The 24,808-nt window shown below is 40.5% G+C and carries 17 protein-coding genes; 8 read left to right on the top strand and 9 right to left on the bottom strand.

The features are described 5' to 3' along the window. Positions 1-17: 17 nt before the first annotated feature. The 8 genes from Q4597_RS10295 (at position 18) to Q4597_RS10260 (ending at position 13,370) form a co-directional block, all read left to right on the top strand. The gene (locus Q4597_RS10295; protein WP_303406139.1) at positions 18-1,457 is read left to right on the top strand and encodes a sulfatase; all 1,440 of its coding nucleotides are present in this window, start codon (positions 18-20) and stop codon (positions 1,455-1,457) included. A 14-nt stretch (positions 1,458-1,471) separates the two neighbouring features. After that, a complete protein-coding gene (locus Q4597_RS10290; RefSeq protein ID WP_303406138.1) occupies positions 1,472-4,513 on the top strand; it encodes a glycoside hydrolase family 2 TIM barrel-domain containing protein in 3,042 nt (1,013 codons plus the stop codon). Positions 4,514-4,577: 64 nt separating this feature from the next. Beyond that, a complete protein-coding gene (locus tag Q4597_RS10285) occupies positions 4,578-5,729 on the top strand; it encodes a glycoside hydrolase family protein (protein WP_303406137.1) in 1,152 nt (383 codons plus the stop codon). Between the two features lie 46 nt (positions 5,730-5,775). Continuing rightward, entirely contained in the window at positions 5,776-7,077 is a 1,302-nt protein-coding gene (locus tag Q4597_RS10280) for a glycoside hydrolase (RefSeq protein WP_289039877.1), read from the top strand. Between the two features lie 168 nt (positions 7,078-7,245). Next, positions 7,246-8,697 (top strand): sulfatase, encoded by a 1,452-nt coding sequence (locus Q4597_RS10275; RefSeq protein ID WP_303406136.1) that lies wholly within the window; start codon positions 7,246-7,248, stop codon positions 8,695-8,697. A gap of 45 nt (positions 8,698-8,742) precedes the next feature. Continuing rightward, a complete protein-coding gene (locus Q4597_RS10270) occupies positions 8,743-10,230 on the top strand; it encodes a sulfatase (protein ID WP_303406135.1) in 1,488 nt (495 codons plus the stop codon). Positions 10,231-10,259: 29 nt separating this feature from the next. After that, positions 10,260-12,203, top strand: a complete 1,944-nt coding sequence (locus Q4597_RS19795; RefSeq protein WP_303406134.1) for a cellulase N-terminal Ig-like domain-containing protein — start codon at positions 10,260-10,262, stop codon at positions 12,201-12,203. Between the two features lie 18 nt (positions 12,204-12,221). Further along, positions 12,222-13,370 (top strand): lactonase family protein, encoded by a 1,149-nt coding sequence (locus Q4597_RS10260; RefSeq protein WP_303406133.1) that lies wholly within the window; start codon positions 12,222-12,224, stop codon positions 13,368-13,370. A gap of 92 nt (positions 13,371-13,462) precedes the next feature. Here the strand turns inward: Q4597_RS10260 and Q4597_RS10255 are convergent, their stop codons facing one another. The 9 genes from Q4597_RS10255 to Q4597_RS10215 form a co-directional block, all read right to left on the bottom strand. Beyond that, positions 13,463-13,879, bottom strand: a complete 417-nt coding sequence (locus Q4597_RS10255) for a GreA/GreB family elongation factor (RefSeq protein WP_215914132.1) — start codon at positions 13,877-13,879, stop codon at positions 13,463-13,465. A gap of 11 nt (positions 13,880-13,890) precedes the next feature. Next, the gene (locus Q4597_RS10250; protein WP_303406132.1) at positions 13,891-15,183 is read right to left on the bottom strand and encodes a Glu/Leu/Phe/Val dehydrogenase; all 1,293 of its coding nucleotides are present in this window, start codon (positions 15,181-15,183) and stop codon (positions 13,891-13,893) included. A 329-nt stretch (positions 15,184-15,512) separates the two neighbouring features. Next, on the bottom strand, positions 15,513-15,881 hold the full coding sequence (locus Q4597_RS10245; protein ID WP_246560540.1) for a hypothetical protein: 369 nt from the start codon (positions 15,879-15,881) through the stop codon (positions 15,513-15,515). Between the two features lie 24 nt (positions 15,882-15,905). Next, positions 15,906-16,316, bottom strand: a complete 411-nt coding sequence (locus tag Q4597_RS10240) for a GreA/GreB family elongation factor (RefSeq protein WP_215439679.1) — start codon at positions 16,314-16,316, stop codon at positions 15,906-15,908. A 195-nt stretch (positions 16,317-16,511) separates the two neighbouring features. Then, the gene (locus Q4597_RS10235) at positions 16,512-17,837 is read right to left on the bottom strand and encodes a sigma-54 dependent transcriptional regulator (protein WP_303406358.1); all 1,326 of its coding nucleotides are present in this window, start codon (positions 17,835-17,837) and stop codon (positions 16,512-16,514) included. After that, positions 17,837-18,928 carry a sensor histidine kinase gene (locus tag Q4597_RS10230; protein WP_215914130.1) on the bottom strand — a complete coding sequence of 364 codons (1,092 nt, stop codon included), beginning with the start codon at positions 18,926-18,928 and terminating at the stop codon, positions 17,837-17,839. The genes Q4597_RS10235 and Q4597_RS10230 overlap by 1 nt, the downstream gene beginning before the upstream one ends. 216 nt (positions 18,929-19,144) lie before the next feature. Further along, a complete protein-coding gene (locus Q4597_RS10225) occupies positions 19,145-20,275 on the bottom strand; it encodes a Gfo/Idh/MocA family oxidoreductase (RefSeq protein WP_303406131.1) in 1,131 nt (376 codons plus the stop codon). A 12-nt stretch (positions 20,276-20,287) separates the two neighbouring features. Beyond that, entirely contained in the window at positions 20,288-21,145 is an 858-nt protein-coding gene (locus Q4597_RS10220) for a sugar phosphate isomerase/epimerase (RefSeq protein WP_303406130.1), read from the bottom strand. A gap of 18 nt (positions 21,146-21,163) precedes the next feature. Beyond that, positions 21,164-24,670 carry a PVC-type heme-binding CxxCH protein gene (locus tag Q4597_RS10215; RefSeq protein ID WP_303406129.1) on the bottom strand — a complete coding sequence of 1,169 codons (3,507 nt, stop codon included), beginning with the start codon at positions 24,668-24,670 and terminating at the stop codon, positions 21,164-21,166. Between the last annotated feature and the right edge of the window lie 138 nt (positions 24,671-24,808).

Genomic DNA, 24,808 nt, shown 5'->3' with positions numbered 1-24,808 from the left:
AACTAGAACCTTTGTATATGAAACTCATTAAAACCCTTTGTTTAGCGGTACTTCTTATTCCGTTCAACTCCATAGCTCAGAGTACTACTACTGACCGCCCCAACATTGTTTGGATCATGTTGGAAGATTGGGGTCTTGACTTGGGCTGCTATGGCACCCCGGGAATAGAAACTCCAATCACGGACAAGCTTGCCTCAGAAGGTATACGTTACACCAATGCTTTTTGTACTTCTCCCGTTTGTTCTACTTCACGTTCGGCCATGCTCACGGGCTATCACCAAAACTATATTGGTGCCCAACAGCACAGAACGGCAAAAGAAGACAGAAAACCTTTGCCATATGATATTGAGCCCATGCCCGTACTTCTGAAAGAAGCAGGATATTTTACCGCTTTGATGCTTTACAATAAAACCGATGCCAATTTTAATGGCGATTTAGGTTTTATGGGGAAGGATTGGAAGGAACGCCAAGAAGGACAACCTTTTTTCGCACAAATAACCTTGGGTGGTACTCATAGAAAATGGGATCGTGACCCAAAAAACCCTATAGATCCGGCCAATGTGGTACTCCCCCCCTATTATGTGGATACCCCATTTGCCAGACGTGATTGGGCCAATGGTCTGGAACAAATGCAAATATGCGACCGGGAAATAGGAGATATCCTAAAGCGATTAGAAAAAGAAGGTCTGGCCGAGAACACATTGATTTTCTTAATTGGAGATAACGGCCGATGCCACATTCGTGGAAAGCAATTCCTATATGACCCGGGACTTCAGGTGCCATTAATTATCAAATGGCCGGGTAAAGTTGCTCCTGCACAGGTAAACACAGATATGGTTCAGACAATTGATATTACCGCAACCATTCTAGATGTAGCCGGGGCAAAACCTAAACACGAACTGCAAGGCAAAAGTCTTTTTAAAGAGGAGTCAAAAAATAGAAAGTACATTTTTGCGGCACGTGGGAGAATGGGCGGCACCCATGATGCTATGCGTACCATCCGATCTAAAAAATACAAGTTAATCCATAATTTAATGCCGGAGCGAGCATGGTTACAATACAGCGGGTACAAAGAAGATATGTACCCTATGCTGGCCGAAATGAACATCATGAATATGGAAGGAAAACTTAATGAAGACCAAGCTAAGTTTTTTGCTCCTACCAAGCCTGAGATTGAGCTTTTTGATATTGAAAAGGACCCATTTGAGCTAAATAACCTTGCAAGCGACCCGCATTATGGCGATATTAAGGATAAACTGTTGGAAGAACTCTATGTGTGGAGAAGGTCTATAAAAGACGAAGGTGTTTCCCAAGAATTTAGAGAGGGCGGTCTCTCCTCCAAATACCCTACTAGAACACTTGAGGAGTGGAAAGAACGCTATGAAGCCTGGAAACCATGGGTATTTCGCAAACCAAAATCAAAAGAGAAACACCCATTTGTAAAGAGCAATTACTAAACCGCTACATATCTATGCAATTGAAATATTCGGTGTTTCATATTCTGTTTTTGATCTTTGGAATTTGTTCCGCTCAATCCCCTACCGGTGAGGGGCAGCTTTTACTGAGCGGAGACTGGAAGTTCCATGCCGTTTATGGCGAAGGCTCAAATTATATTGATATTTCCGAAACACCGGAAGATATTGTAATAGACAATACCAATACCGAACGGGTAACTGTAAAAGGCAATTGGCAGACCAAAACAGAAGGAGAACGGGGTTCCGGTTTCTTTGGAGCCAATTATTTACAACGCGACTTTAAAGCTGGTGAATCCGAGGAGAACTATGTACGCTACCGTCCCAAACTAAAAGAATCAGGGTTCTACGAAGCTTTTGTTCGCTTTCCGTTTGCATCACATTTAACGGCAGAAGTAAATGTTAACCATGCTAATGGGGTTACGGCTTCTTATTTTAACCAACGAAACCGCTGTGACCAATGGTTAAGTTTGGGAGTTTTTAGTTTTGATAAGACTTTAGACAGTTATGTTGAAGTTACCGCTATTACGGCCAAAACCGTAGCTGCGGATGCCGTAATGTTCAGACCCTTATCCACAGAGAAAATGGAAACTTCGGTTGCGGAAAAAGCAACTATTTTTCAATCAGATTTTGATGATTCCAACTGGAAAGACCTAAATGTCCCAGGACATTGGGGCATGCTTAACGAATTCTCTAATTATACCGGAAAGGCTTGGTACCGAAAAACTTTCAACCTTCCCCAAAACTGGAAAGAAAACTCCAAGGAAAGAGTGCGCCTTAAATTTGATGCCGTTTATCACATCGCCAAGGTTTTTTTAAACGGCGAACTTGTTGGCAGTCATCAAGGTGGTTTTACCCCATTTGAATTTGATGTGACCGACAAACTCAATTTTAACGGTCAGAATGTACTGGCCGTAGAAGCGGACAATAGTTCACTGGTTGGTGCTACTTGGAACTGGGGCGGAATTATCCGTGATGTTCACCTTGTAAAAAATAACGATGTGCGCATCAGTTATCAATATATTCATGCAGACCCTGACCTAAAAAAAGGTTCGGCCAATTTGAAGCTTAAAATCCGTGTTAAAAATTCATCGACACAAAAAAGAACAATAGCACTCACGGCTACTATAGACAAAGTATCAAAACCGGCTGACCTGCAATACACTATTACCTTACCGCCCAACAGTACAAAAGAAGTGCAATTGGCAACAGTTTTACCCGCCAACGATGTTAGGTTATGGCATTTTGATACGCCACACCTGTATCATATGACAACCATTGCCACAGAAAACGGGCAAGTGTTGGATACGCGCACAGACCGATTTGGTATCCGAAAAATAGAACTAACGGACTCTCAACTCATTTTAAACGGAGAACCGGTGCGTCTAGCTGGTTTTAACCGGGTGAGTGACCATAGATATTGGGGGTCTTCTGAACCCCAGTATTTGATAAATAAAGATGTGGACCTCATGAAGAACGCAGGTGCCAACTTTATGCGAATCATGCATGGCACCCAGAATGAAAAGTTGATAGAGCGTTGCGATGAAAAAGGTATCCTGATTTTTGAGGAAGTCAATGTTCGTGAGCTTACCAATCCTGAGTTTACGCCCCCACATTACCCTTTGGCCAAGCAGTGGTTAAAAGAAATGATAGACCGTGATGTAAACCACCCCAGTATTATTGGGTGGAGTGTTGGCAATGAACTTAAAGACCATTTTGATTATGCCAAATTGACTATTGATTATGTCAAAAACGAGCTGGACCCTTATCGTTTGGTTACCTGCGTGAGTAATAGCGGCTGGCGCGATACTGCAACTCCCGAGAACGACCCCAATACATTGGTGGATATAATCATGCACAATCTTTACCCGTTTCAGGGCAAACCAGATGAAGTATTTAAAACCCTTCGGTCCAAATGGCCCAACAAGCCCATTTTCATTTCGGAATATGGAATACAACCTATGGCCACTATTTCTTTGGATAGCGACATTCCCGAAATAACCGAATGGAACAGCAGTCTACGAGGCAAGAATCCTTTTGTAATTGGAGCTTCATTATGGACATTCAACGACTACCGAAGCGGCTACGCAGCAACCTCTACAGAGGAAAATAGAGTTTGGGGACTTGTAAATACATGGCGCCAAAAGCGTAAATTATATAACCGAATAGAAAATGAACATAGCCCTATTCAACAAATTGAAGTATCAGATGTAGATGTAAGAAAAGGAAATGCCAAGATTTCGCTTACCCCTAAAACCTCAGGCGACTACCCTAGCTATACTTTAAAAAACCACAGTTTATTATGGTCCATTCATGATTCAAAAGGTGACACACTGGCCAAAAACAGTATAGAGATTCCAGTATTAAAACCGGGAGCAGGTCCTACGGAAAATAACATTAACTGGAAACCGTACTTAAGTGACATATCCAGCTTAAACATAAACCTAATTTCGCCAAACGGTTATAAGCGGTTTCATAAAAGTGTTGCCATTACAGTACCTGAACAGCCTTCAATTTCTCAAATAGAGTCCGGGAACGCAGCGGTTCGCATTCATTTTAATCCTGTTTTTGGTGCGGACACTTATCATGTCATCCATCAAAATACCAATGGTGAACTGGTAAAATCCGAAAAGACCACAACCAATTTCCTAGAAGTGAAGCATTTAGAAAACGGAAAAGAATACATCTTTCAGCTTATCGCCACAAATGAAAAAGGCATAAGTAAACCTTCCGAAACACGAACCGGAAGCCCCAGTGGAAAAGAGCTTCCGCCCATAATTTGGGATGCTTTTTTAGTTGGCAACAAGCTTGTAGTTGGCTACTCTGGTAAGACAGATGACACTAGCTACGTGGTAAGGTATGGAACTAGATCCAGCTACCTGCCTTTCAAAAACGCCACACGAACAAAAGGAATGACAGTAATTGATTTTGAAGGTGATGACCCACACTTTGTGAGCATTATGAAAAAAACCAAAAGTGGAGAAAGTGAATGGTCCAAACCAAGGTATGTATACACATTAAGAAATATTGACAAAAAGTAAACCATAACAAACAACTGGCCAAGTTTCCGTAAAAAGATTGGCCTACCAAAAGTGCTATAACAGTATGAAAAAAACGAATTTAATTGCAGCCTTTGCAATCGTATGTTTACTCGTTTCATGTAAAACCGAGAAAAAAACAGGTGCAGAAAACAGTGCATCACAAGAAGAAGCATCCAACAGCAATGCAGTACCCGACTACAAAATTGAGTTTGGAAAAGTCGCTGAAAAATCTGTTTTCCGCAATGACAGCCTTAGTATTTGGGGTGGCTCTATGGTAAAGGGCGAAGACGGTCTTTACCACATGTTCTATTCCAGATGGCCAAAAAATATTGGTTGGGAATGGGTAAACTATTCCGAAGTTGCCCATGCAGTATCAGAATCGCCCTTTGGACCTTTTGAACACAAAGACGTTACCCTACCGGACCGTGGTGCAGAATTTTGGGATGGTTCTACGACCCATAACCCAACTGTTCATGAATTTAACGGAAAATTCTACCTGTATTATATGGGCAATACCGGAGACAAAAAAATTGTTAGTGTTCCCGGTAAACCTAAGATTAACTGGATGCACCGTAACAACCAACGTATAGGTGTTGCCGTAGCGAATTCACCCAACGGACCATGGAAAAGATTTGATAAGCCTGTTTTAGATGTTTCTCCCAACGAGGATGCACATGATGCATTAATGACATCCAATCCATCGGTCTGTCAAATGCCCGATGGCAAAATCCTAATGGTTTATAAAGCTGTAGGTAAAAAAGACCCACTTCCAGGAGGTGGACCTGTTGTTCATATGGTAGCCATTGCCGATTCTCCAACCGGACCCTTCAAGAAATATCCAGATCCCGTTTTTACTTTTGAAGGCGAACGTTTTCCTGCCGAAGACCCGTATATCTGGTACCAGGACGGTAAATTCAGAGCTATTGTAAAACGTATAAAACACGTAGGTAAAGTACGTGACTTCTCATTAGTACATTATGACTCCAAAGATGGTATTAAATGGGAAAAGGCCAAAAATTTTGATATATCCAAGCGTATCGTGGAATGGGAAAACGGAAGAACACAACAATTTGTTCATTTGGAACGCCCACAGGTATATACGGAAAATGGGGAACCTATAGCCCTGTTATGTGCTGCGGACACTCTTGATGCAAATGGTGTTAGAGAGTCGTTCAATATTCAGATTCCTCTGAAAATCGAGAAAACGGTCCATTAAAATGGTATTTAAAAACAAACACAATTTAAACTATAAAATCACATCTATGCAAGTCCATCCTTTTTTAAAGCGATCCACATTAAGTCTTTTTGCGGTAGCCTCGCTTATTGCTTGTTCAGACCAAAAAACGGAGGCTAATTCGGCTCCAACAGAAGATTCTGCAACTAAGGAACATAAAGTTTTCCCTCATAAAATGCCTGCCGAAAAACCGGACATGCCCTTGAGTGCAGCTGCGGAACGGATGTTCAATTATCCTGCTCCCCGCGTTCAGGACAATGAGCTATTCTCTCAATTCAAATACACAAAATTAAAAGGTTTTGATTATAGCAATGGGGATGGAACCGTTTCTAGACGTGACCCTTCACGGCCTATTTTTGTAGATGGGAAATATTATTTATACTATACCAAGAGAGATACCAAAACACCACCTATTGGTTGGAACAGAGCCAGCGAAGCCACCGATGAAATTCCTTCTACGGATTGGGATTTGTGCGACATTTGGTATGCCACCAGTACGGACGGCACCACTTGGAAAGAAGAAGGGATAGCCATTAAAAGACCCGAAAAACCAAAAGCTGGATGGCGTTCCGTGGCTACACCGGATATTCTGGTCTGGAAAGGAAAGTACTACCTCTACTACCAAGCCTTTAACGAACCTAGCGGGCTAAGAGGTGATTGGTGTCCGGTATCCGTATCTTATGCAGATTCACCTGATGGGCCATGGACACATGGGGGGGATTCCGTAGTTCCTTTCGGAAAGAAAGGCGAATGGGACCAAGATGCTACACACGATCCTCAGCCTATAGTCTATAATGGCAAAATTCACCTGTATTATAAAGCCGCATACAACAAGTGGCCGGACATTCGTGATAAATATGCCGTTGGTCATGGTCTAGCCATTGCCGAGGACCCTTTAGGGCCATTTGAAAAACACCCTTTAAATCCCGTAATGACTTCCGGACACGAAACCACTTATTTTCCGTTTAAGGAAGGCGTAGCTACATTGGCCATAAAAGATGGAAATGAAAGGTATACTATGCAATATGCCAAAGATGGCGTTAATTTTGAAATTGCTTCCGTAGTTTCTTTCGCCCCAACGGCCGCAGCTCCTTTTGCTGCGGATGCCTTTACCGATTCTGGGAACGGAAGAGGTATTACTTGGGGACTTTGCCATTTTACAAATGCCGGAAGTACACCCAAGAAAGGCTATTCCATTATGGCAAGATTTGACTGTGACCTAAGCCTTGATGTAGATGACCCCTTGTATAAAAAAACAGGGGTATATCATAAACCCGAAGTTTATTTTGCTCAGGCACCTCATAAAAATCTCAATCCCGAAGGACGATAAAACGCTTGATTATAACAGTCTAACATACAGTTGTTAAACCGTGGTAAATACGTAATAATTATCTTAAATTTAGCAAGGGACTATTTTAGAGAACAGGGCTTCATTAGACGCTTTATTCCTTTAGAATAGTCTCTTTTAAAGAACACAAACTACCAAACCACCGTTTACATGTACAACAAATTTATTTTTCTCGCTTTTGCCGCTTTACTTTCTTTTAATTTATCCATCGCCCAAAATCAAAATAAAGAACGCCCCAACGTTGTTCTTGTATTTATAGATGATGAAGGTTACGGAGATGTGGGTGTATATGGAGCCACCGGTTTTGAAACACCTAATATAGACCAACTGGCCGCCAAAGGCACACGTTTTACAAATTACTACGCGGCACAACCCGTCTGTAGTGCCTCACGAGCTGGAATTTTGACCGGATGTTACCCAAATAGAATAGGATTTTCCGGTGCGCTTTTCCCACATCATAAAATAGGTTTGAACAAAGACGAGCTTACCATTGCCGAAATGTTCAAAGAACAGGATTACAAAACCGCCTGTTTTGGAAAATGGCACTTGGGTTGGCAAAAAGAATTTCTACCGCTGCAACACGGTTTTGATGAATTTGTGGGCCTTCCCTACTCCAACGATATGTGGCCACATGACAGTGCAACGGGAGAACACCTTACCGAAGAAAAAAACAGGGCCAAATTTCCAAAGCTTCCCATCATAGAAGGCAACAAAACTATTGCATACGTAGAAAGCCTTAAAGATCAGGATAAACTAACTACCCTATACACGGAAAAAGCAGTGGATTTTATAGACAAAAATGCCAATGAACCCTTTTTTCTTTATGTACCACACACCATGGCGCATATTCCGTTAGGGGTTTCCGATAAATTTAGAGGGAAAAGTGTACAAGGCCTTTATGGTGATGTTATGATGGAAATTGACTGGTCTGTGGGAGAAATTGACAAAGCCCTAAAACGAAATGGCGTTGTAGACAACACCATTTTTATTTTTACTACAGATAATGGGCCTTGGTTAAATTTTGGAAATCACGCAGGTTCTTCTGGAGGGCTTAGAGAAGGAAAAACCACAAGCTGGGAAGGTGGGCAACGGGTTCCTTTTATCATTCGCTGGCCAGGGAATACCCCAGAAGGAACGGTGACCCATAAATTGGCATGTGCCGTAGATTTGCTCCCTACTTTCGCCGCGATTACCAACGGAAAATTATCCAGCCATAAAATAGATGGCGTAGATATCTCATCGCTTTGGAAAGGACAATTTTCAGAAACACCTCGTAACACCATATTATACTATCACGGAAAGAACAACTTGAACGGAGTTCGGAAAGGCAATTGGAAACTGGTATTGCCCCACACCTACAGTAGCTATAATACCGAAAGTGGTAATGATGGCCACGGCGGAAAAAGAATAAAAACCGTAGTAGATCAGCCCGAACTCTACAATATGATGCGCGATCCAGGGGAAAGATATAACGTAATAGCCTATCACCCAGAAAAAGTAAAGGAACTTATGCTCATTGTAGAAAAAGCCCGTAAAGAATTGGGTGATCTAAACGTAGCTATTGAATACGGAACCGAAAACAGGGAAATCGGCAAATTGTAGAAACATTCACCCATCATTTTTTAGAACAAATAAAATCACAACTATATGAAACTTAACAAACTTATTTGGCTAGCGGCATACCTGCTACCATTACTCTCCATTGCCCAAGAAAAGAAGCCTAACATTGTTTGGATTTTTTCCGATGATCACTCCTACCAAACTATTGGGGCCTACGGTGGTAGGTTACAAAGCCTAAATCCTACCCCAAATATTGATAAATTGGCGGCAGAAGGGATGCGGTTTGACAAAGCCTATGTTGAAAACTCAATTTGTGCTCCAAGTAGAGCCACCTTATTAACAGGGAAAATGAGCCATCTTCATAAGAAATTGGACAATACCAAGAACACCATTTTTGACCATGACCAACAGCAGTTTCAAAAAATACTGCGCACCAATGGTTACCAAACTGCTATGATCGGAAAAATTCACCTTCCCGGAAAAATGCAAGGTTTTGATTATTGGGAGGTACTACCCGGACAAGGAAAGTATTACAATCCTGACTTTATTACCGAAGAAGGTGATACCAACTACAAGGGTCAATATGTAACCGATGTAATTACGGACCGTGCCCTAAACTGGTTGGAAAACGAACGTGATCAGGACAAACCGTTTATGATGATGGTTCACCATAAGGCCCCACACCGTAACTGGGACCCAGCAGAGCGCTATATGAGCAAATATGAAGATGTAGAAATTCCCGAGCCGGACAATTTTTTTGATGATTATGCCACACGCACTACAGCTGCCCACAAACAAGAAATGGATATTGCCACAAGCATGAACACCCATATTGATTTAAAGGCCGAAGGTGATCGCTACGCGAACGACCCAAGGTATAAGGAGCGTTTTGCAAAGTTTGCCCAAGATAATTTAAAAGGTGAAGCCCTTGTTAAATGGAAATACCAGACCTACATGAAAGATTATCTGCGCTGTATCTGGTCTGTTGATGAGAGTGTAGGACAGATAATGCAATCGCTTAAAGAGCAAGGGTTGGATAAAAATACTATTGTCATATACTCCTCGGACCAAGGTTTTTATATGGGAGAGCATGGTTGGTTCGATAAGCGTTTTATGTATGAAGAATCGTTCCGAACACCACTTATTGTAAAGTGGCCAGGTACCGTTAAACCGGGAAGCGTAAATACCGATTTAGTGCAGAACATTGATTTTGCTGAAACCTTTCTTGATTTGGCCGATGCACCTATTCCAGATGATATGCAGGGCAAAAGTGTCGTTCCTCTTTTAAAAGGGAAAGCACCTAAGGACTGGCGTAAATCTATGTACTACCACTATTATGAGTATCCCGGAGCACATGCCGTACGCCGTCACGAAGGGATTGCCAACAAACGTTACAAACTCATTCGTTTTTATGGAGAAGATGTTCCCAATGGGGAAGAATGGGAATTTTATGATTTGGAAAAAGACCCTTCGGAAATGAATAACATATTCAACTCATCTACTATGGCAAAGCAAATTTCGGAAATGAAAAAAGAGCTTGCCCAATTAAGAGTTCAATACGCAGTAAACGAGTAAAAATTCCTAATACAAGTAATAAAAGACTGATGAAAAGAATACTGTTAGCTGCCTTATTATGTGCCTCTACCTATTGTACCGCACAAGAAACGACCTCTGATTTAAAAAAGTATGAACCTTATGTCAACCAATTGGGTTATAATTTAGGGGAGTCCAAACGTTTTGTTTGCTATGGCGCTGAAAATGGCACTCCGTTTCAATTAATTAACACTGCTACATCCAAAGTTGTTTTTGAAGGCGAAATGCTGAATAATGAAGGGTGGTTTTCAGGATTTAATCCTACAGGCTCAAATGTAGAATATGTGATTAAAGTTGATGGTTACGGCAGTTCAGTTCCTTTTTTAGTGGCCGATCATCTTATGGAAACGGCTTCTTCAAAACTAGCATACGATTTTTTTGTAGACGCCAGAGGGTTTTCCAATTTGGAAACATATGATATGGCTGCCGTATACGGTGGTGGTCCAACCCGGGATGGTGGAGCATATGGACTAGAAACTATCTTTGAAATATTACAATACGCCAGTAATCCCGCCCTTTTTGATAATTGGAAAACGGAATTAGGTAACAAGAAAGTGGCGGATCTTATAGACCTTATTCTTTGGCATGCCGAATTTGCCTATAAATACGTGGACTATAACGGCCCCGTAAAAACCCGACACGGTACTTTGGGTTACCAAGGGCAACCGAGAATGACCTATGACTATTGGAATACTTTAGACCAATTGGCAGCGGTTTGTGCGGCCTACCATTCCTTTTTAAAACCGTATCTAGCAGAAGATACCTATCAAAAATACAGAAAAGCCTGTTTGGACAATTGGGAAGCCTATGACCGGCACAAGGTTGTGCGTTTTTGGACGTATAGCACCAAATGGGTAGATGAAGGTTTTCAGGAGTTTAATGAAATGGGCAATGCCTACGGGCAGTCGGTCTTTCGTAATCTGTTCATGTACGAGACCGAAAGACATGAAAAGAACGGTTCTCCTGAAAAGTTCCTAAAATATGCACAATCCGGTGCTTCTGATATTATAAGGAACTGGGATTTTAACAATCCTCGCCATATGTGGTGGATTAGAAATGCCGAACATATTACTCCACAGGCATTGTCTTTCTTTTTATTACTAGCCCCTGACAAAGCCCCTGACGGTACCCTGGAAAAATTGGAAGCTTGGGCCCTACACATGAAACAAAAAAGCAATAATTTCTGGAAATACCGCAAACATAGCGAAACGGAATGGGCACATCCTAAAACCAAGGAATTAGGTGGCGCACCTGCCCTAGGAGGTTCTATGTTCGCTATAGCCCATCTATTGAAAGACCCTGAATTACGAGCATTGGGTTGGGCCCAAACCGATTTTGTTTTTGGAGTAAACCCGGTAGGAACACATCTGAGCAATAAAAGCGATGCGCGTGTAAAAATTGACGGGTATTGGGATGGAGTTGAAAAAGGTTGGCCACAGTCCCACCCACATGGTTATGGTGAATTAGGCAAAGTTAGAGGTACATTGGATGGTTCTCCTCTGGATAGTCAATTTCCTATTGCAGAAAAAGTTGAGGCCATTGAGGGAAAAAACGAAGGACGGGTATTTGGTAAGAATGCCTATGCAACCGAGGGCTGGGGAATTTCTAACAGGGGTTGGCAAGCCACTCTAACCTTTTCAACATTAGGCAGCCATAAACTTAAAGTTTTTGATGGTAATTTTAATAAGGAAATCTCATCTGTAGAACCTGGCCAGACCATTACCATACAACTAAATGCCGCCTTAAATATTGATAGAAATGCCATAGATAAAGGTTGGGTACTCTTGAAAAAAGGTGAGAAAGTTGAAAAAATTCAGCTTACGGAAACCGATGTAAATACCGGGAAATTCACTTCTACATTCAAAATACCAAAAAACACACAAGTAAAATTTTTAGAGCTATCTTACGGTTTCTTAGGTTTTGAAAAGAAATTAAAATTAGAAGTAAAGCAGTAAACCAACCTAAATTTTAACATGAAACATTTTTCTAATTATATCGTATTTTTTATCCTCGTAACCACATTGGTATCATGCAAGAACGAACCTAAAAAAACTACGATGAAAGAGGTTGGGCAAGAGGTTGAAAAAAACAATCTGAAGCTATTGGTAGGTACTCACGCAAGTGAAGACGAGCAAGGCATCTATCAATTAGAATTTAATACGGTGACTGGGGAATTGACAAACTCAGAGCATTTGGTAAAAGAGGACAACTCTGGTTATTTATACCTTTCAAAAGATGATAAAAGAGTATATTCTTCAAACGGAACAAAACCGGGAAGTGTATCTGCATTTGAATGGAACGACAAGGGTACTGAATTGAGCAAAGTCTCTAACTTTTCCAGCGAAGGCGATGGCGCCTGTTACATTGAACTAAGTCCTAATGAAGACTTGCTTGCCGCTGCCAATTATGGCTCTGGAGGTATAGTAATGTACAGCGTGGATCAAGATGGAAAAATAATTGGTGAGCCTACTCCTCGCCAACATGAGGGCAACGGGCCCCACAAAAATCAAAAATCACCTCACGCACATTGTGTGAAGTTTAGCAAGGATGGAAATTTTCTTTATGCCGTAGATTTAGGAATAGATAAAATATTGGCCTACCCCATTAGTAATAACACACTGGAAAGAGAACATATAGCCCTGCAATTAGACCCAGGAGACGGCCCGCGTCACCTCATCTTTCACCCTACAAAAAACAGGGTTTTCATTATAAACGAATTGTATAGTTCCGTTGTCTCTGCCGATGTTGACCCCAAAACGGGAACATTCAAGAAAATTGATAAGAAAAGTACACTGCCCGAAGATTTTGATGGATTTAATGCGTGTGCCGATATTCACCTAAGCAATGATGGTAAATTCTTGTACGCCAGTAATAGAGGCCATAATAGTATAGCTATTTTTTCCGTATCGGATAATGGCATGATGAATTTGTTGGGAACGGAATCCGTTCAGGGAGATTGGCCAAGAAACTTTACTTTATCACCGGATAATAATTTTCTACTTGTAGCCAATAGAAAAACAGATAACATTACGGTATTTAAAAGGGATGCCAACACTGGGCTTTTATCCTTTACAGGCCATACTGTAGATTTACCACAACCTGTCTGCTTAAAGTTTAGATAGCTTGTCCCCCCCTTCTGGACTTTTAAAAAGTAAAAAAATTGCCGTGAATTTACATTGCCAGAAGGAGAGGACCGAATTAGCTATCTATAAAATTATATACTGTCTATATTAATGTACTTATGCTCTTGCTCTACGCGCTCAATTAGCATGCGCTGCTCGCCTGCGGGAAAATCCCAAATTAGGGTATCGCCTTGAGCATAACCTATTACGGCCGCGCCCATAGGGGTCAAAATGGAAATTCTATTACTGTTCACATCACTTTCCGTGGGTATGACCAGTTTAAACTTTTTACGCCATCCATTTTCAGAAACAATGGTAATAGTAGTGTTAAACCGGATAACATCTTCCGGCATTTCTGCCTCATCATGTATTTGAGCCGATTCTAGTTCACCTACCAGTTTCTCTACAGATCTACGTAAAGTTTTATCCTTATAGTAGCCCGAAAGGTTCATGAACCTTTTCAACAGCACATATTCTTTCTTTTCTATAACCAAGCCGCCGTATTTCATTTCAACTTTTTTTATGGAAAAATTCCTCTTTGCACATAAGTTTCTTCAAGTCTTTCTATTGCTATGATAAATGCCGCCGTACGCATATCAACCTTTCTCTTGGCAGAAGTTTCTATCACTTTGGTGAAAGACTCTTTTAATTTTTTCTCCAGTTTTTCGAGAACTTCTTCCAATTGCCAGATTTCACCGTTTCGGTTTTGCAGCCATTCAAAATAACTTCCTATTACCCCACCGGAATTACAAAGAATATCCGGTAAAATGGTAACTCCTTTTTTCAGCAGAATTTCTTCAGCTTCAACATCGGTAGGTCCGTTTGCACCTTCAGCAATTAGATATGCCTTTATTTTGGGGGCATTGGCCGCAGTAATTACGTTACCCAATGCAGCTGGAATACATATGTCGCAATCCAGACCAAAGAAATCCGCATTTTCCAATTTCTCAGCACTGGCAAAACCCGTAACACTGCCATTGTTTGCCTGAGTATAAGCTAACAGGTCCTCTACGGAAATGCCATCCTCATTTACTATGCTTCCGTATGCATCCTGTACGGCAACCATTGAGGCTCCTTCTTTCTCAAGAAAATATGCTGCCCAATAGCCAACGTTACCAAAGCCTTGAACAATAAAACGTTTATCCTTTAAATCTATCTTTTTGTTCTCTGCCCAAAACTTAATATTGAGAAAAACACCGTAACCCGTTGCCCTATCACGACCTTGAGAACCTCCGGCACCTATAGGCTTACCAGTAACTACATGCAGATTGGTGGACCTTTCTGCAGGAGATTTGGTAGACATATAAGTATCTAATATCCAAGCCATGGTTTGCGGATTGGTATTCACATCTGGAGCGGGAATATCCAACTCCGGGCCAATATTATCGCCCAATGCATAGGTAAACCTTCGGGTTATACGCTGTAGTTCTTCATTGGAATATTTGGTAGGGTCTAGCTGTATACCACCCTTGGCTCCACCATAAGGCAGACCGGCCAGAGAAGTCTTCCAGGTCATCCACATGGCCAAAGCCCGTGCGGCATCTATATCTACGGTTGGGTGATAACGCAGACCACCTTTGTATGGACCTAAAGAGTTATTGTGTTGTACTCTATAGCCCGTAAATATTTCAACCTCACCGTTATCCATTCTTACAGGAAAATGAACTACAAGTTCGTTATTGGTTACTTCTAATATCTTTCTGATATTATCGTTTAAACCAATGATGCCCGCAGCATTATCAAACTGCCGCATGACATTTGAGAGCATACCTTGCTTTATAGCTTTTTTCTGCTCAGGAGTTTTTACAATCATAGATTTATACTTAAAACAAGACCTTAGTGGTCCTTCTTTTTCTAATTATTTGTTTTGAAAGCGGTTTTCTCCGTGTTAATCGGGTTTTCCTAATTGGCTTTTCATCAAAAAGATGAACATATTCACTGCAAGAACTTATAGAATTCTTATTCGTAGTAATAAAACATTTACTCAGGTAACTACATGTACTGCAAATACTTCTGTTATACCCATTCATCTTATAATTTGATTGAAAATTTTAAGTATAAAATCTACCCGATATTCCTGAAAATTCAACAAAAACACTCAGGTGCGGACAATCGGGTAGATATAGATAACCAACTATCAAACTAATTCATGACCAATTCACCGGTTGCCAGTGCATTGCTTATATCTGCCGAAACAACGGTGTGGCTTCCAAAGAAACGACCACCATCCTTACGCTTAATTTTTATTTTAGTAGAACCGTCTTTATTACTTTCTACAGAAGTAACTACTACCCTATCTCCTTTTAAAGCTTTGTAATTTGCCAAGCCTCCTCTTTTTATAATAAAATTGGCCCTTGGGAAATCTATATGTTTATAGGCTCTAGTTTCTGGAGTTCCTATTTCAAGGACATCTCCAATTTGAACATCCGAAGTTTGTATTTTAACCTCATCTTGGGCATGTAACAAACTTGCCGAAAACAATAACGCAAATGCAAATTTCTTCATCATCATATATATATTTAAGTTAAACATTATTTATACTTCTACACTTTTGGCCCGCATCTCTTCTACCCTAGTTATTGTTAGGGAAATTCTATCGGCAGGCGGACCGTAGGTTATAATATCGCCCACAGATCGTCCAACGACCAAAGCACCCATAGTGCTCGTGACCGATATTTTTTGATTTGGAATATCCTCATACTTATGAGGTACCAATTGAAAAGTATATTCTATGTTAGATACGCTTGACACGGAAACCATGGAGTTGAGCCTAACCACATCCTGTGGCATATCTGCAGTATCAAAAACTAAAGCCGTTTTTAAATTTATATCCAAAGTTTCCAAAGCATCTTGATGCGTATAGTCAACCAGGTACAGATTGGAATTGAGGTATTTTTTCAATACCGTACAATCGTTCTTTTCCAATACCAGGCTACCGTATTTCATCTGTTTTACTTTTCAATTATACCATCTATAACTGATGGTTTCATCTAAATGCAAAACACATGCCTATCAGAAGAAAATAATTTCAAAAAAAAACAAAAACACCTGTAAATCAGTGTATTAAAATTTTACACAAATTGATTTCGAATTAAGAAAGTGGGTAATAATTCCCCGATTGGATAAATTTACCCCGGCTAATTACTTTAATTTTTCACGTAAGGTCTTGCGGTCTATTTGAAGAATTTCTGCCGCTTTGGTCTTGTTTCCTTGAGTATGTAGGAGCACACGCTGTACGTATTCCTTTTCCATTTCTCGCAAGGGTTTAAGCTCATCATCCGGGAAATCTATTTGATATTTTAATCCTTCGGGAAGGTCTTTAAGAGTAATAGTTCCATCGCACATGATTACCGCACGCTGGATAATATTTTCCAACTCCCTAATATTACCGGGCCAGTGATACCGCTTTAGAACCTCTAGAACGTCTGGAGAAATTTTCAATAGTCGGTCTTTGTACTCTACCCCATACTTGAACAAAAATTTATCTACGAGCAAGGGAATATCACTTTTTCTATTTCTTAGAGGTGGCACTTCTATCTCTACCACGGTAAGCCTGTAATAAAGATCTTCTCTAAATCTATTTTCTTTTATGTCTATCTGTAGATCGGCATTGGTAGCCGCTATTATCCGGATATCTACTTTCTCACTTTTTCTAGAACCCACTTTTGTAATTTCCCGTTCCTGTAAAGCCCGTAACAGTTTGGTCTGGACCGTAAGTGGCGCAGTACCAATTTCATCCAAGAAAAGAGTACCTCCTTCTGCAGCCTGAAAAAAACCGGTACGGTTATCATTGGCACCCGTAAAAGCACCTTTTACATAACCAAAAAGCTCTGCCTCGAGTAAATTTTCCGGAATAGCTCCACAATTGACCGCCACAAATGGGGCCTTGTTAAATTTCCCGGAATAATGAATGGCCCGTGCCACCAACTCTTTACCCGTACCGCTCTCTCCTTTTACCAGTACAGTGGCCTTATTGTCCTTTACCCTCTCTATGACATCCGTAATTTTATGAAAGGCCTCTGATTCGCCTATCATTTCATTATGTATAGTTTTATTGGCAAGGGATGTTTTAGGTTTCACCGGTTTGCGACTTTTACCATGTTCAAAAGCCTTGTCTACCGCCTGTCTAAGTTCTTCCTTGGTAAAGGGTTTGGTCAAATAATCCGTAGCTCCGGATTTAATGACCTCTAAAGCTCCATCTACGGAAGGGTAACCCGTAATAACCAGCTTTGGGATTTCCGGATAGTGCTCATCCGTAAATTTCAATAATTGTAACCCATCTACCTCAGGCATTTGAATATCCGTTATCAACAGATCAATAAATGTATCCTTAAGAACATAGAGCGCCTCCTTTACCGAAACCGCCTTATAGGTATGATAATCCATAGACTGAAGATGACGCTGCAGCAGCTCTAAGATATTGATGTCATCGTCTACCAATAAAATGTTCTCTTTTCTAAGCATTATTACAATTTAGGGAAATCCAGAATAAAAATTGTTCCTTTTGGGGTGTTGGGCTTATGTTCAATAGTACCTTTATGACTGCTAATAATTCCGTGAACTACACTGAGGCCAAGCCCAGAACCTTCACCCAATGGCTTGGTAGTGAAAAAAGGTTCGAAAATTTTATCATCGATTTTTGGGTCTATACCTTCTCCCTCATCTGAAATGGAAATTCGTATTTTCTTTCCTTTTTCAACAATGGAAACCTCTACCGTACCTTTTACCGGAGAGTAATATATAGCATTCATCACCAAATTGAACAAAACTTGGGTTATTTGAATCTTATCTGCACGCAAACGAATATCATCCGACCCAAACTTCTTTACTAGTTTAATATTCTTTGAACGCAAGGAGGGTGTCAACAATTTTAGGGTGCTCTCTATAATGGGGTTTAGCTCTAACGGTTGCATTTCCCTTGGCATCTCACAAGCAAAAAACATTAATTTTTTTACTATTTCCCTACTAAATATAGTGTTCTCCACAATTTTATCTAGATCCCGCAACGCACCTGCATCCTTTACCCTATCCTTCAGAAGCTCTGTAAAGCCCAAAATATTGGCCAAAGGAGTATTAAGTTCATGGGCAATTCCCGCAGTTATCTCGCCTAGAATATGAAGTCTGTCGGTTCGTTCCATTTGGCGTTTTACTTCAGCCTCACTATCTCGTATTTGCTTTCTTTCCAACAAGTTTCCTATGGCAATGGCCACGTTATTGAGCAGGTCTTTTTCTTCCTCTAAAAAATCCGCATAAAAATACCGGTCCTCCGGATATCCTACATTTATATATCCGCTAACCTTATTAAAAACTTTTATATCAGAATGCATCAAGGTCATAGTATCCCTATAGCCCTCCGTTTCAATAAGGTAATCCCCCAGACTTAAATGAACTTCGCTTACCTCATCAAACTGCCATGCATTTTTCAGACAATAAACAATAGCCTCCAGCGAAGTTTCCAGTTGGTCAAAGTCCGTATTACCAATGATAGAAGTTACCTCATAGAGGCATGTCAGTTCTTTTATCCGTTCTTTTAACTTGTCTTTAACCGTAGTAGCCATAATCCCAAAATAATCTATTTACAAAGATCATATTTATAAGACACTTCTGTCCATTTTTTTAAAATTCTTATCCGAAATACATAAACACCAATTTACATAAATCTAATAATCTTATTTAAACACATGGTCTTAAACTTAGAATCTCAGACAAACAAAAAAGTTGAGACCGTACAGATGGGGGCGGTCTCAACTAAAAAACAAATTGGTTGTTGGTGTTTACTCTTCAAATGTAAAATTAGGCAGTTTCATAAGCTCGCCTCCTTTTAAGGCGGACTCATGGGCCAGTATGCCTACACAAGTAATATTGGCCGATTGTCTTGCATTGGGGTAAGGCGACTTCCATTCGGTCAACGCATTTATGAACTCATGTACCAAATGCGGATGTGAACCTCCATGGCCCGCACCCTGGGTAAAGCTAAGATGCTGATGTTCTTCAGAATCATAAACACCTTGCGTAGTAAAATGCTGAATTTCCTTTGGTAACAACTTTGCAAAATCCGGACTTTGAATTTCTTCGGGAATTTCGGGCTCCGGTTTTTTAGCGGTATGAACCACCAAAGGTTTTCCTTCGATAAGCGGCCACTCTACGGATTTTTTTGAGCCGTACACTTCAAAACTCTCTCTGTATTGTCTGGCCACATCAAAAAGGGAACGGTACACCTGAGCGCTCAAGTCTGAATTCCTGAACTTTATATGGGTTGTTTCTACCGCAAACGGCGAGTTGTAATGTGGTATTAATTCTTCTCTGATTGTACCAGAGCCAAAACAGGAAACATATTCGGCCTCACCCCTTGTGAGTGCCAAAACAGGACCTACGCAATGTGTTGCATAGTGCATTGGAGGTAAACCGGGCCAATAATTGGGCCAACCGTCCATATCTTGTTGATGGCTAGCCTTTAGGAACTGTACCTTACCTAAATCGCCATTTTCATAAAGCTCTTTCATATACAAGAACTCTCGGGCGTACACTACGGTTTCCATCATCATATAGGTAAGACCACTTTCTTCTGTCAGGCGAACAATTTCCTCACATTCCTCAATTGTAGTGGCCATGGGTACGGTACAGGCTACATGTTTCCCTGCTTTTAGGGCCAAGATAGATTGCCTGCCATGGTCAGGAATGGGTGTGTTGATATGAACCGCATCAATCTCCGAATCGCTCAAAAGTTCTTCATAAGAAGTATACCTTTTTTTGATGTGAAATGTATCTGCCAACTGGTTGAGTTTTGCTTCATTTCGTTGGCATAAAGCAACAAGATTGGCATTGGGGTGTTTTTGATAGATAGGAATGAATTCGGCTCCAAAACCAAGTCCAATAAGGGCTATGTTTATTTTTTGTGTACTCATACTGATGTTATTTTATGCAAATGTTTTCTTTAAAAATTGAATACCCTCAGAGGCAAATTGGTCCTGACTATCAGCAAGAGTTTTCCATATACAGACCGCTCCGGCAAGTTCCTCTATTTCTGGCGTAAAACTTTCTATGACCATAGACCCTTTGTAATCAATATCTTCCAATCCTTTCTTAAAATCCAACCATGGGGTGAGTCCCGTTCCAGGAATACCCCGGTGATTTTCCGATACCTGAACATGTATCAATTTATCCCCAACTAATTGTATGGCTTCTCTAATATTCTGTTCTTCTATGGTCATATGAAATCCGTCTAACAAAACCTTAGCATTTGGCTGATTAATATCATTTATTAATCGCATTACATCCTTTGACGTATTTATCAAATCGGATTCAAACCTATTTAAAGGTTCTAAGGCTACGGACAACCCATTTGCTTTAGCCATTTCACAGACACGTTGCAAATTGTTTACTGCCCTATCCCACTCTATTTTACGTTGTTCTTGGGAGACCATACGTGCCTTACCCACCGCCGAATACATTGGTCCTGCCAAAAACTCCGTTTCCAATAAGTTACAAAGCTCAAAGCAATCAGTTACGTACGTGAAACAATTCTCATGTAAAGCAACATCATCTGATGTTAAATCTTTTGTAGGTCCAAATGCACCGCAGACCGTTGCCTTAAGTCCATTATCATCCAACGCTTTTTTCACCAGTTTTCCATCTATTTTAGAAGGAATCTCAACAGGTATCTCCACTACATCAAAACCCATTTCTTTTATTTTAGGAAAGAGGGTTATTGATTCCGAAGTAAAAGGCGATTGCCACAACCAAGTACTTACCCCAAATTCTATGCTATTGTTCACGTATTTATTTTTAAGAAATTATAAGTTAGGGACTACCTTCATAATGCCTTTCATAATGCGCCAATGCCCCGGAAATGTGCATATAAAGGGATATTCACCAGGTTCGCTTGGAGCGGTAAATTTTAAGGTGACCGTCTGTTCCGGGTCAACCAACGTTGTGGCAAAAAGCACTTCGTCCATTTTAGGCACATAATTCTGTTTGGCTCCGTCAGGGTCTGCAGCAAGTTTGTCCGAAGCCAATCCTACTTTCTCCATCGCCCCCTGTTTTACGATTACCAAGTTATGCTGCATAAAATCTATGTTTTCCAATACTAGTTCTACGGATTCTCCGGCCGGCACTATAAATTCCGACAGGTCATATTTCATTTCATTCTTGACCGTGCGCATCCGTACCACCAATCGCTTCCCGTTTTCTGAAGAATTATTTTCTACATCATCAATCTTATCACGATAGGCTTCTGCAAAAACTTGGGCTATACTGGAATTTGCAAACACCTCATCTGTACTTTTGAGCAAGTTCTTTTCAACTTCGTACCTCCATTCTCCGGAGAGCGATATTTTGTTGTTTCTGTATTGCAAAAACATTTTATTTTCATCGCCATAAATTCCACCGCCACCTCCGGTATCTTCTACACGAATGGATACGCGGTTCACACCTTTTTTTAAGATGCCTTTGGGTACTTTATATACACGGTCCTTATCATAGCTCTGTTCGGTAGCCCCAACTTTAAGTCCGTTTATATATACCACATCAGAATCGTCTATTGGGCCTAGAGAAATGGTTCCCGAAAGGTTTGATACATTCTTGGAAATACTAAATTGTTTACTGAACCATACGATACCATCTATTTCAAGTCCAGCGTCTTCTATAAATTGCGGAAGCTCCATAGTTTCCCAATTAGAATCATCATACTTTACATCAAATCGATTTAGTTGTTCAATATTAGCATCCATCACCGGTTTAACCATTTCTATATGTTGCATAAACCCTTTAGGGTGCACACTGGCAGCAGCGTAGAGTGCTTTTGAAAGCCAAATATCATCTACGATTTCTTGGGCACTACTCATTTCATACAACATACTGCCAATTTCCTTGGAGCTTGGTCTTTCGGAAAAATAGAGCAATGCCGCCAAACGAACTTTGGGGTCTTCATCATTCAAAAGGTCTTCTTTCAAAATAGCCTTATCTGTACGGACAGATTTAGGCGCTATTTGTATAGCCGCCCTTCGTACTGATGGAGCGGGGTGCCCAAGAGCATCCATAATTACATTATATGTTTCAGGGTTGGATTCCAAAGTACCTAACCCTTCCAAAGTCCAAAGGGCATGCAAAGCCGCTGGATTCATTCCTAGCTCATCTACTTCTGTTTTGGAAACCAGATTAACAAGGGATTTTACCACATCACGGTCTGCACGTTCTACCAATAAGCGTTGTGCGGTCATTCGCCAGAACATATTGCTATGGGAAAGGGCCCTTACCAGTTCTTCCGGTTTGCCCTTATCCAAAGTCATTTTTTGTTTGCTCTTGCTATTTTTTGAAACGACCCTATAAATACGGCCTCTGGACTTATCCCTAAGTGGATTTTCATACGCATTTCCTTTTCCGTTTACCGCATCGTAACCGCCTCTTTCTTCATTAGGTGTTGGGTTATGCTGAATAATAAAATTGTACCAGTCCAAAACCCATACGGCTCCGTCCGGACCAACCTTTGCTTCTATAGGAGATACCCATTCATCTGAACTGGCCAAAAGGTTTCCACCATCGGTTTCTTCGTAGCCGGCCCCTTTTTCATGTATTCTTGCCATGTGGACCAGACCACCAGTAGGTTCGCAGACAAACGCAATCTTATTAAAAAACGCTTTTGGAAAATCCCGTGCTGTATAAAAGTGATGTCCTGCAGCAGCGGTGAACCCTCCAAAGACATCTACCTGTCTAATGTTTTTAGTTATGGGCCGTATATCATAATGACCATCTATTTTAACGCTTCCATTTAGCGGAATACCTTCTACGCCTTTTAAGTTTTTATCCGGAATACCTAAATACACACTATGCGTATTGTTTGCTGTAGAAGCAAAAAGAGCGTTGTCCTCGGTAATACCCAACCCCCAGGTATTATTACTGGTCCTTGTTAAAAACTCAAATGTTTTCTTTTTAGGTGCAAAGCGATACATTCCCTGAGAAAACTGATGTTCCTCACCATATATTGAACCCTTAAACCCTGAATAACCTACCACTCCATATATCTTATTATCAATTCCGTTTTGAAGGTTAGAAGGGCCTGCATGCGTATCAAAAGTGCCCCATCCATCAATTATAATTTCCCTTATATCGGCTTTATCATCGCCATCAGCATCTTTTAAAAACAAAAAATGGGGCGCTTGGGAAACTATTATTCCGCCATTATAAAAAGTAAAACTAGTGGGTATATTCAGCTTATCCGCAAAAACGATAACCTTATCCGCACGACCATCACCATTGGTATCTTCCAGTATTTTTATTCGATCATCTCCTTCTCCTTTATCATCACGAACAGTGTTTGGGTAATCTACAGTTTCAATGACCCAAAGCCTTCCTTTCTCATCCCAATTGGCCGCTATAGGATTTACAATATCAGGCTCAGAAGCAAACAACTGAAGTTCAAAACCTGGCGAAACTTGAATAAGTTTTGCAGATTCTTCAGGCGCGAGCGGCAGTTGGTATTTTAGTGGAGGGTCTCGTTTCTCATAATTGGGAATATTATCTCTTTCCTCATATTTCAATTCCGGCATTTCTTTTACAAATGCAGCCCAATTCTGTTTGGCCCGATTACTTACCGCCCAAAGAATTCCTTCCTTTAAAAGCTTATGGAATTTAGGATTCTCCCAAGTGCGTTCATCATGGCCAAGGGCCGTATAAAAAACCTTTCCTTCTCCATATTCCTTTACCCAGGTATACGGTTCACGTTGGTTGCCTTCTACACGCTCCATTAAAACGGTAATGTCTTTGGCTATTTTATCATGAACATAAGTTTCATCCCAAGTTTCAAATTCCTCAGTATTTTTAATAGCTGGATGGGTAGAATCTCTAACGGTTGCCGTAAATGTTCCCGTCTCGTGTGTAGCGAACTGCGCACCTACCAAATCTATATATTCCTCTGAATTTTTAAAACAAAAACTTGCCGAATGAATGGGTATAAATCCTTTGCCTTGTTCAACAAAATCTAACAAGGCCTCTTCTTGACCGGCAGTAATCTGTTCATGATTGGCATAGATAATTAGACCATCATAAAGACTCAAGTTTTGAGTATTAATATCGCTTACATCTTCCGTATACGTAATGTTGATTGCATCTTTGGCCAATGCCGAAGCTAAAATAGGCATATAGGCCCTGGAATTATGATTATCCTTATCATGGCCCAAAAACAGTAATTCCAATCGTCTAGGCTTATCATCCAATAGATTTTTTTCTTCACTTTTGGTCTGGCAAGAAACCATTAAAAGATTCAATGCCAGAAAGCTAAAAAACAATTTTATATCAGTTTTCATAATGTTGGATATAAGTACACCCCAATTTTATGAAATAAATGAAGATATGGTAGACTGTCTATTGTCAGATGCCGACTGTATTATGTCATCATATGTATATTTATCACATTTTAGTGATAAATTAGTATCTATAACATC

It is taken from the genome of Zobellia sp. 1_MG-2023 (assembly GCF_030549125.1).
Taxonomy (GTDB): domain Bacteria; phylum Bacteroidota; class Bacteroidia; order Flavobacteriales; family Flavobacteriaceae; genus Zobellia; species Zobellia russellii.
Note: the sequence above shows the minus strand (reverse complement) of the source record. Positions and strands in the feature narration are given on the sequence as shown.

What these genes read in the sequence shown, in the direction of transcription:
- Q4597_RS10260 (WP_303406133.1), top strand. Translation starts at nt 12,222, where the DNA reads ATGAAACATTTTTCTAATTATATCGTATTTTTTATCCTCGTAACCACA.
- Q4597_RS10295 (WP_303406139.1), top strand. Translation starts at nt 18, where the DNA reads ATGAAACTCATTAAAACCCTTTGTTTAGCGGTACTTCTTATTCCGTTC.
- Q4597_RS10290 (WP_303406138.1), top strand. Translation starts at nt 1,472, where the DNA reads ATGCAATTGAAATATTCGGTGTTTCATATTCTGTTTTTGATCTTTGGA.
- Q4597_RS10285 (WP_303406137.1), top strand. Translation starts at nt 4,578, where the DNA reads ATGAAAAAAACGAATTTAATTGCAGCCTTTGCAATCGTATGTTTACTC.
- Q4597_RS10255 (WP_215914132.1), bottom strand. Translation starts at nt 13,879, where the DNA reads ATGAAATACGGCGGCTTGGTTATAGAAAAGAAAGAATATGTGCTGTTG.
- Q4597_RS10225 (WP_303406131.1), bottom strand. Translation starts at nt 20,275, where the DNA reads ATGAGTACACAAAAAATAAACATAGCCCTTATTGGACTTGGTTTTGGA.
- Q4597_RS10215 (WP_303406129.1), bottom strand. Translation starts at nt 24,670, where the DNA reads ATGAAAACTGATATAAAATTGTTTTTTAGCTTTCTGGCATTGAATCTT.
- Q4597_RS10270 (WP_303406135.1), top strand. Translation starts at nt 8,743, where the DNA reads ATGAAACTTAACAAACTTATTTGGCTAGCGGCATACCTGCTACCATTA.
- Q4597_RS19795 (WP_303406134.1), top strand. Translation starts at nt 10,260, where the DNA reads ATGAAAAGAATACTGTTAGCTGCCTTATTATGTGCCTCTACCTATTGT.
- Q4597_RS10275 (WP_303406136.1), top strand. Translation starts at nt 7,246, where the DNA reads ATGTACAACAAATTTATTTTTCTCGCTTTTGCCGCTTTACTTTCTTTT.
- Q4597_RS10250 (WP_303406132.1), bottom strand. Translation starts at nt 15,183, where the DNA reads ATGATTGTAAAAACTCCTGAGCAGAAAAAAGCTATAAAGCAAGGTATG.
- Q4597_RS10240 (WP_215439679.1), bottom strand. Translation starts at nt 16,316, where the DNA reads ATGAAATACGGTAGCCTGGTATTGGAAAAGAACGATTGTACGGTATTG.
- Q4597_RS10245 (WP_246560540.1), bottom strand. Translation starts at nt 15,881, where the DNA reads ATGATGATGAAGAAATTTGCATTTGCGTTATTGTTTTCGGCAAGTTTG.
- Q4597_RS10230 (WP_215914130.1), bottom strand. Translation starts at nt 18,928, where the DNA reads ATGGCTACTACGGTTAAAGACAAGTTAAAAGAACGGATAAAAGAACTG.
- Q4597_RS10280 (WP_289039877.1), top strand. Translation starts at nt 5,776, where the DNA reads ATGCAAGTCCATCCTTTTTTAAAGCGATCCACATTAAGTCTTTTTGCG.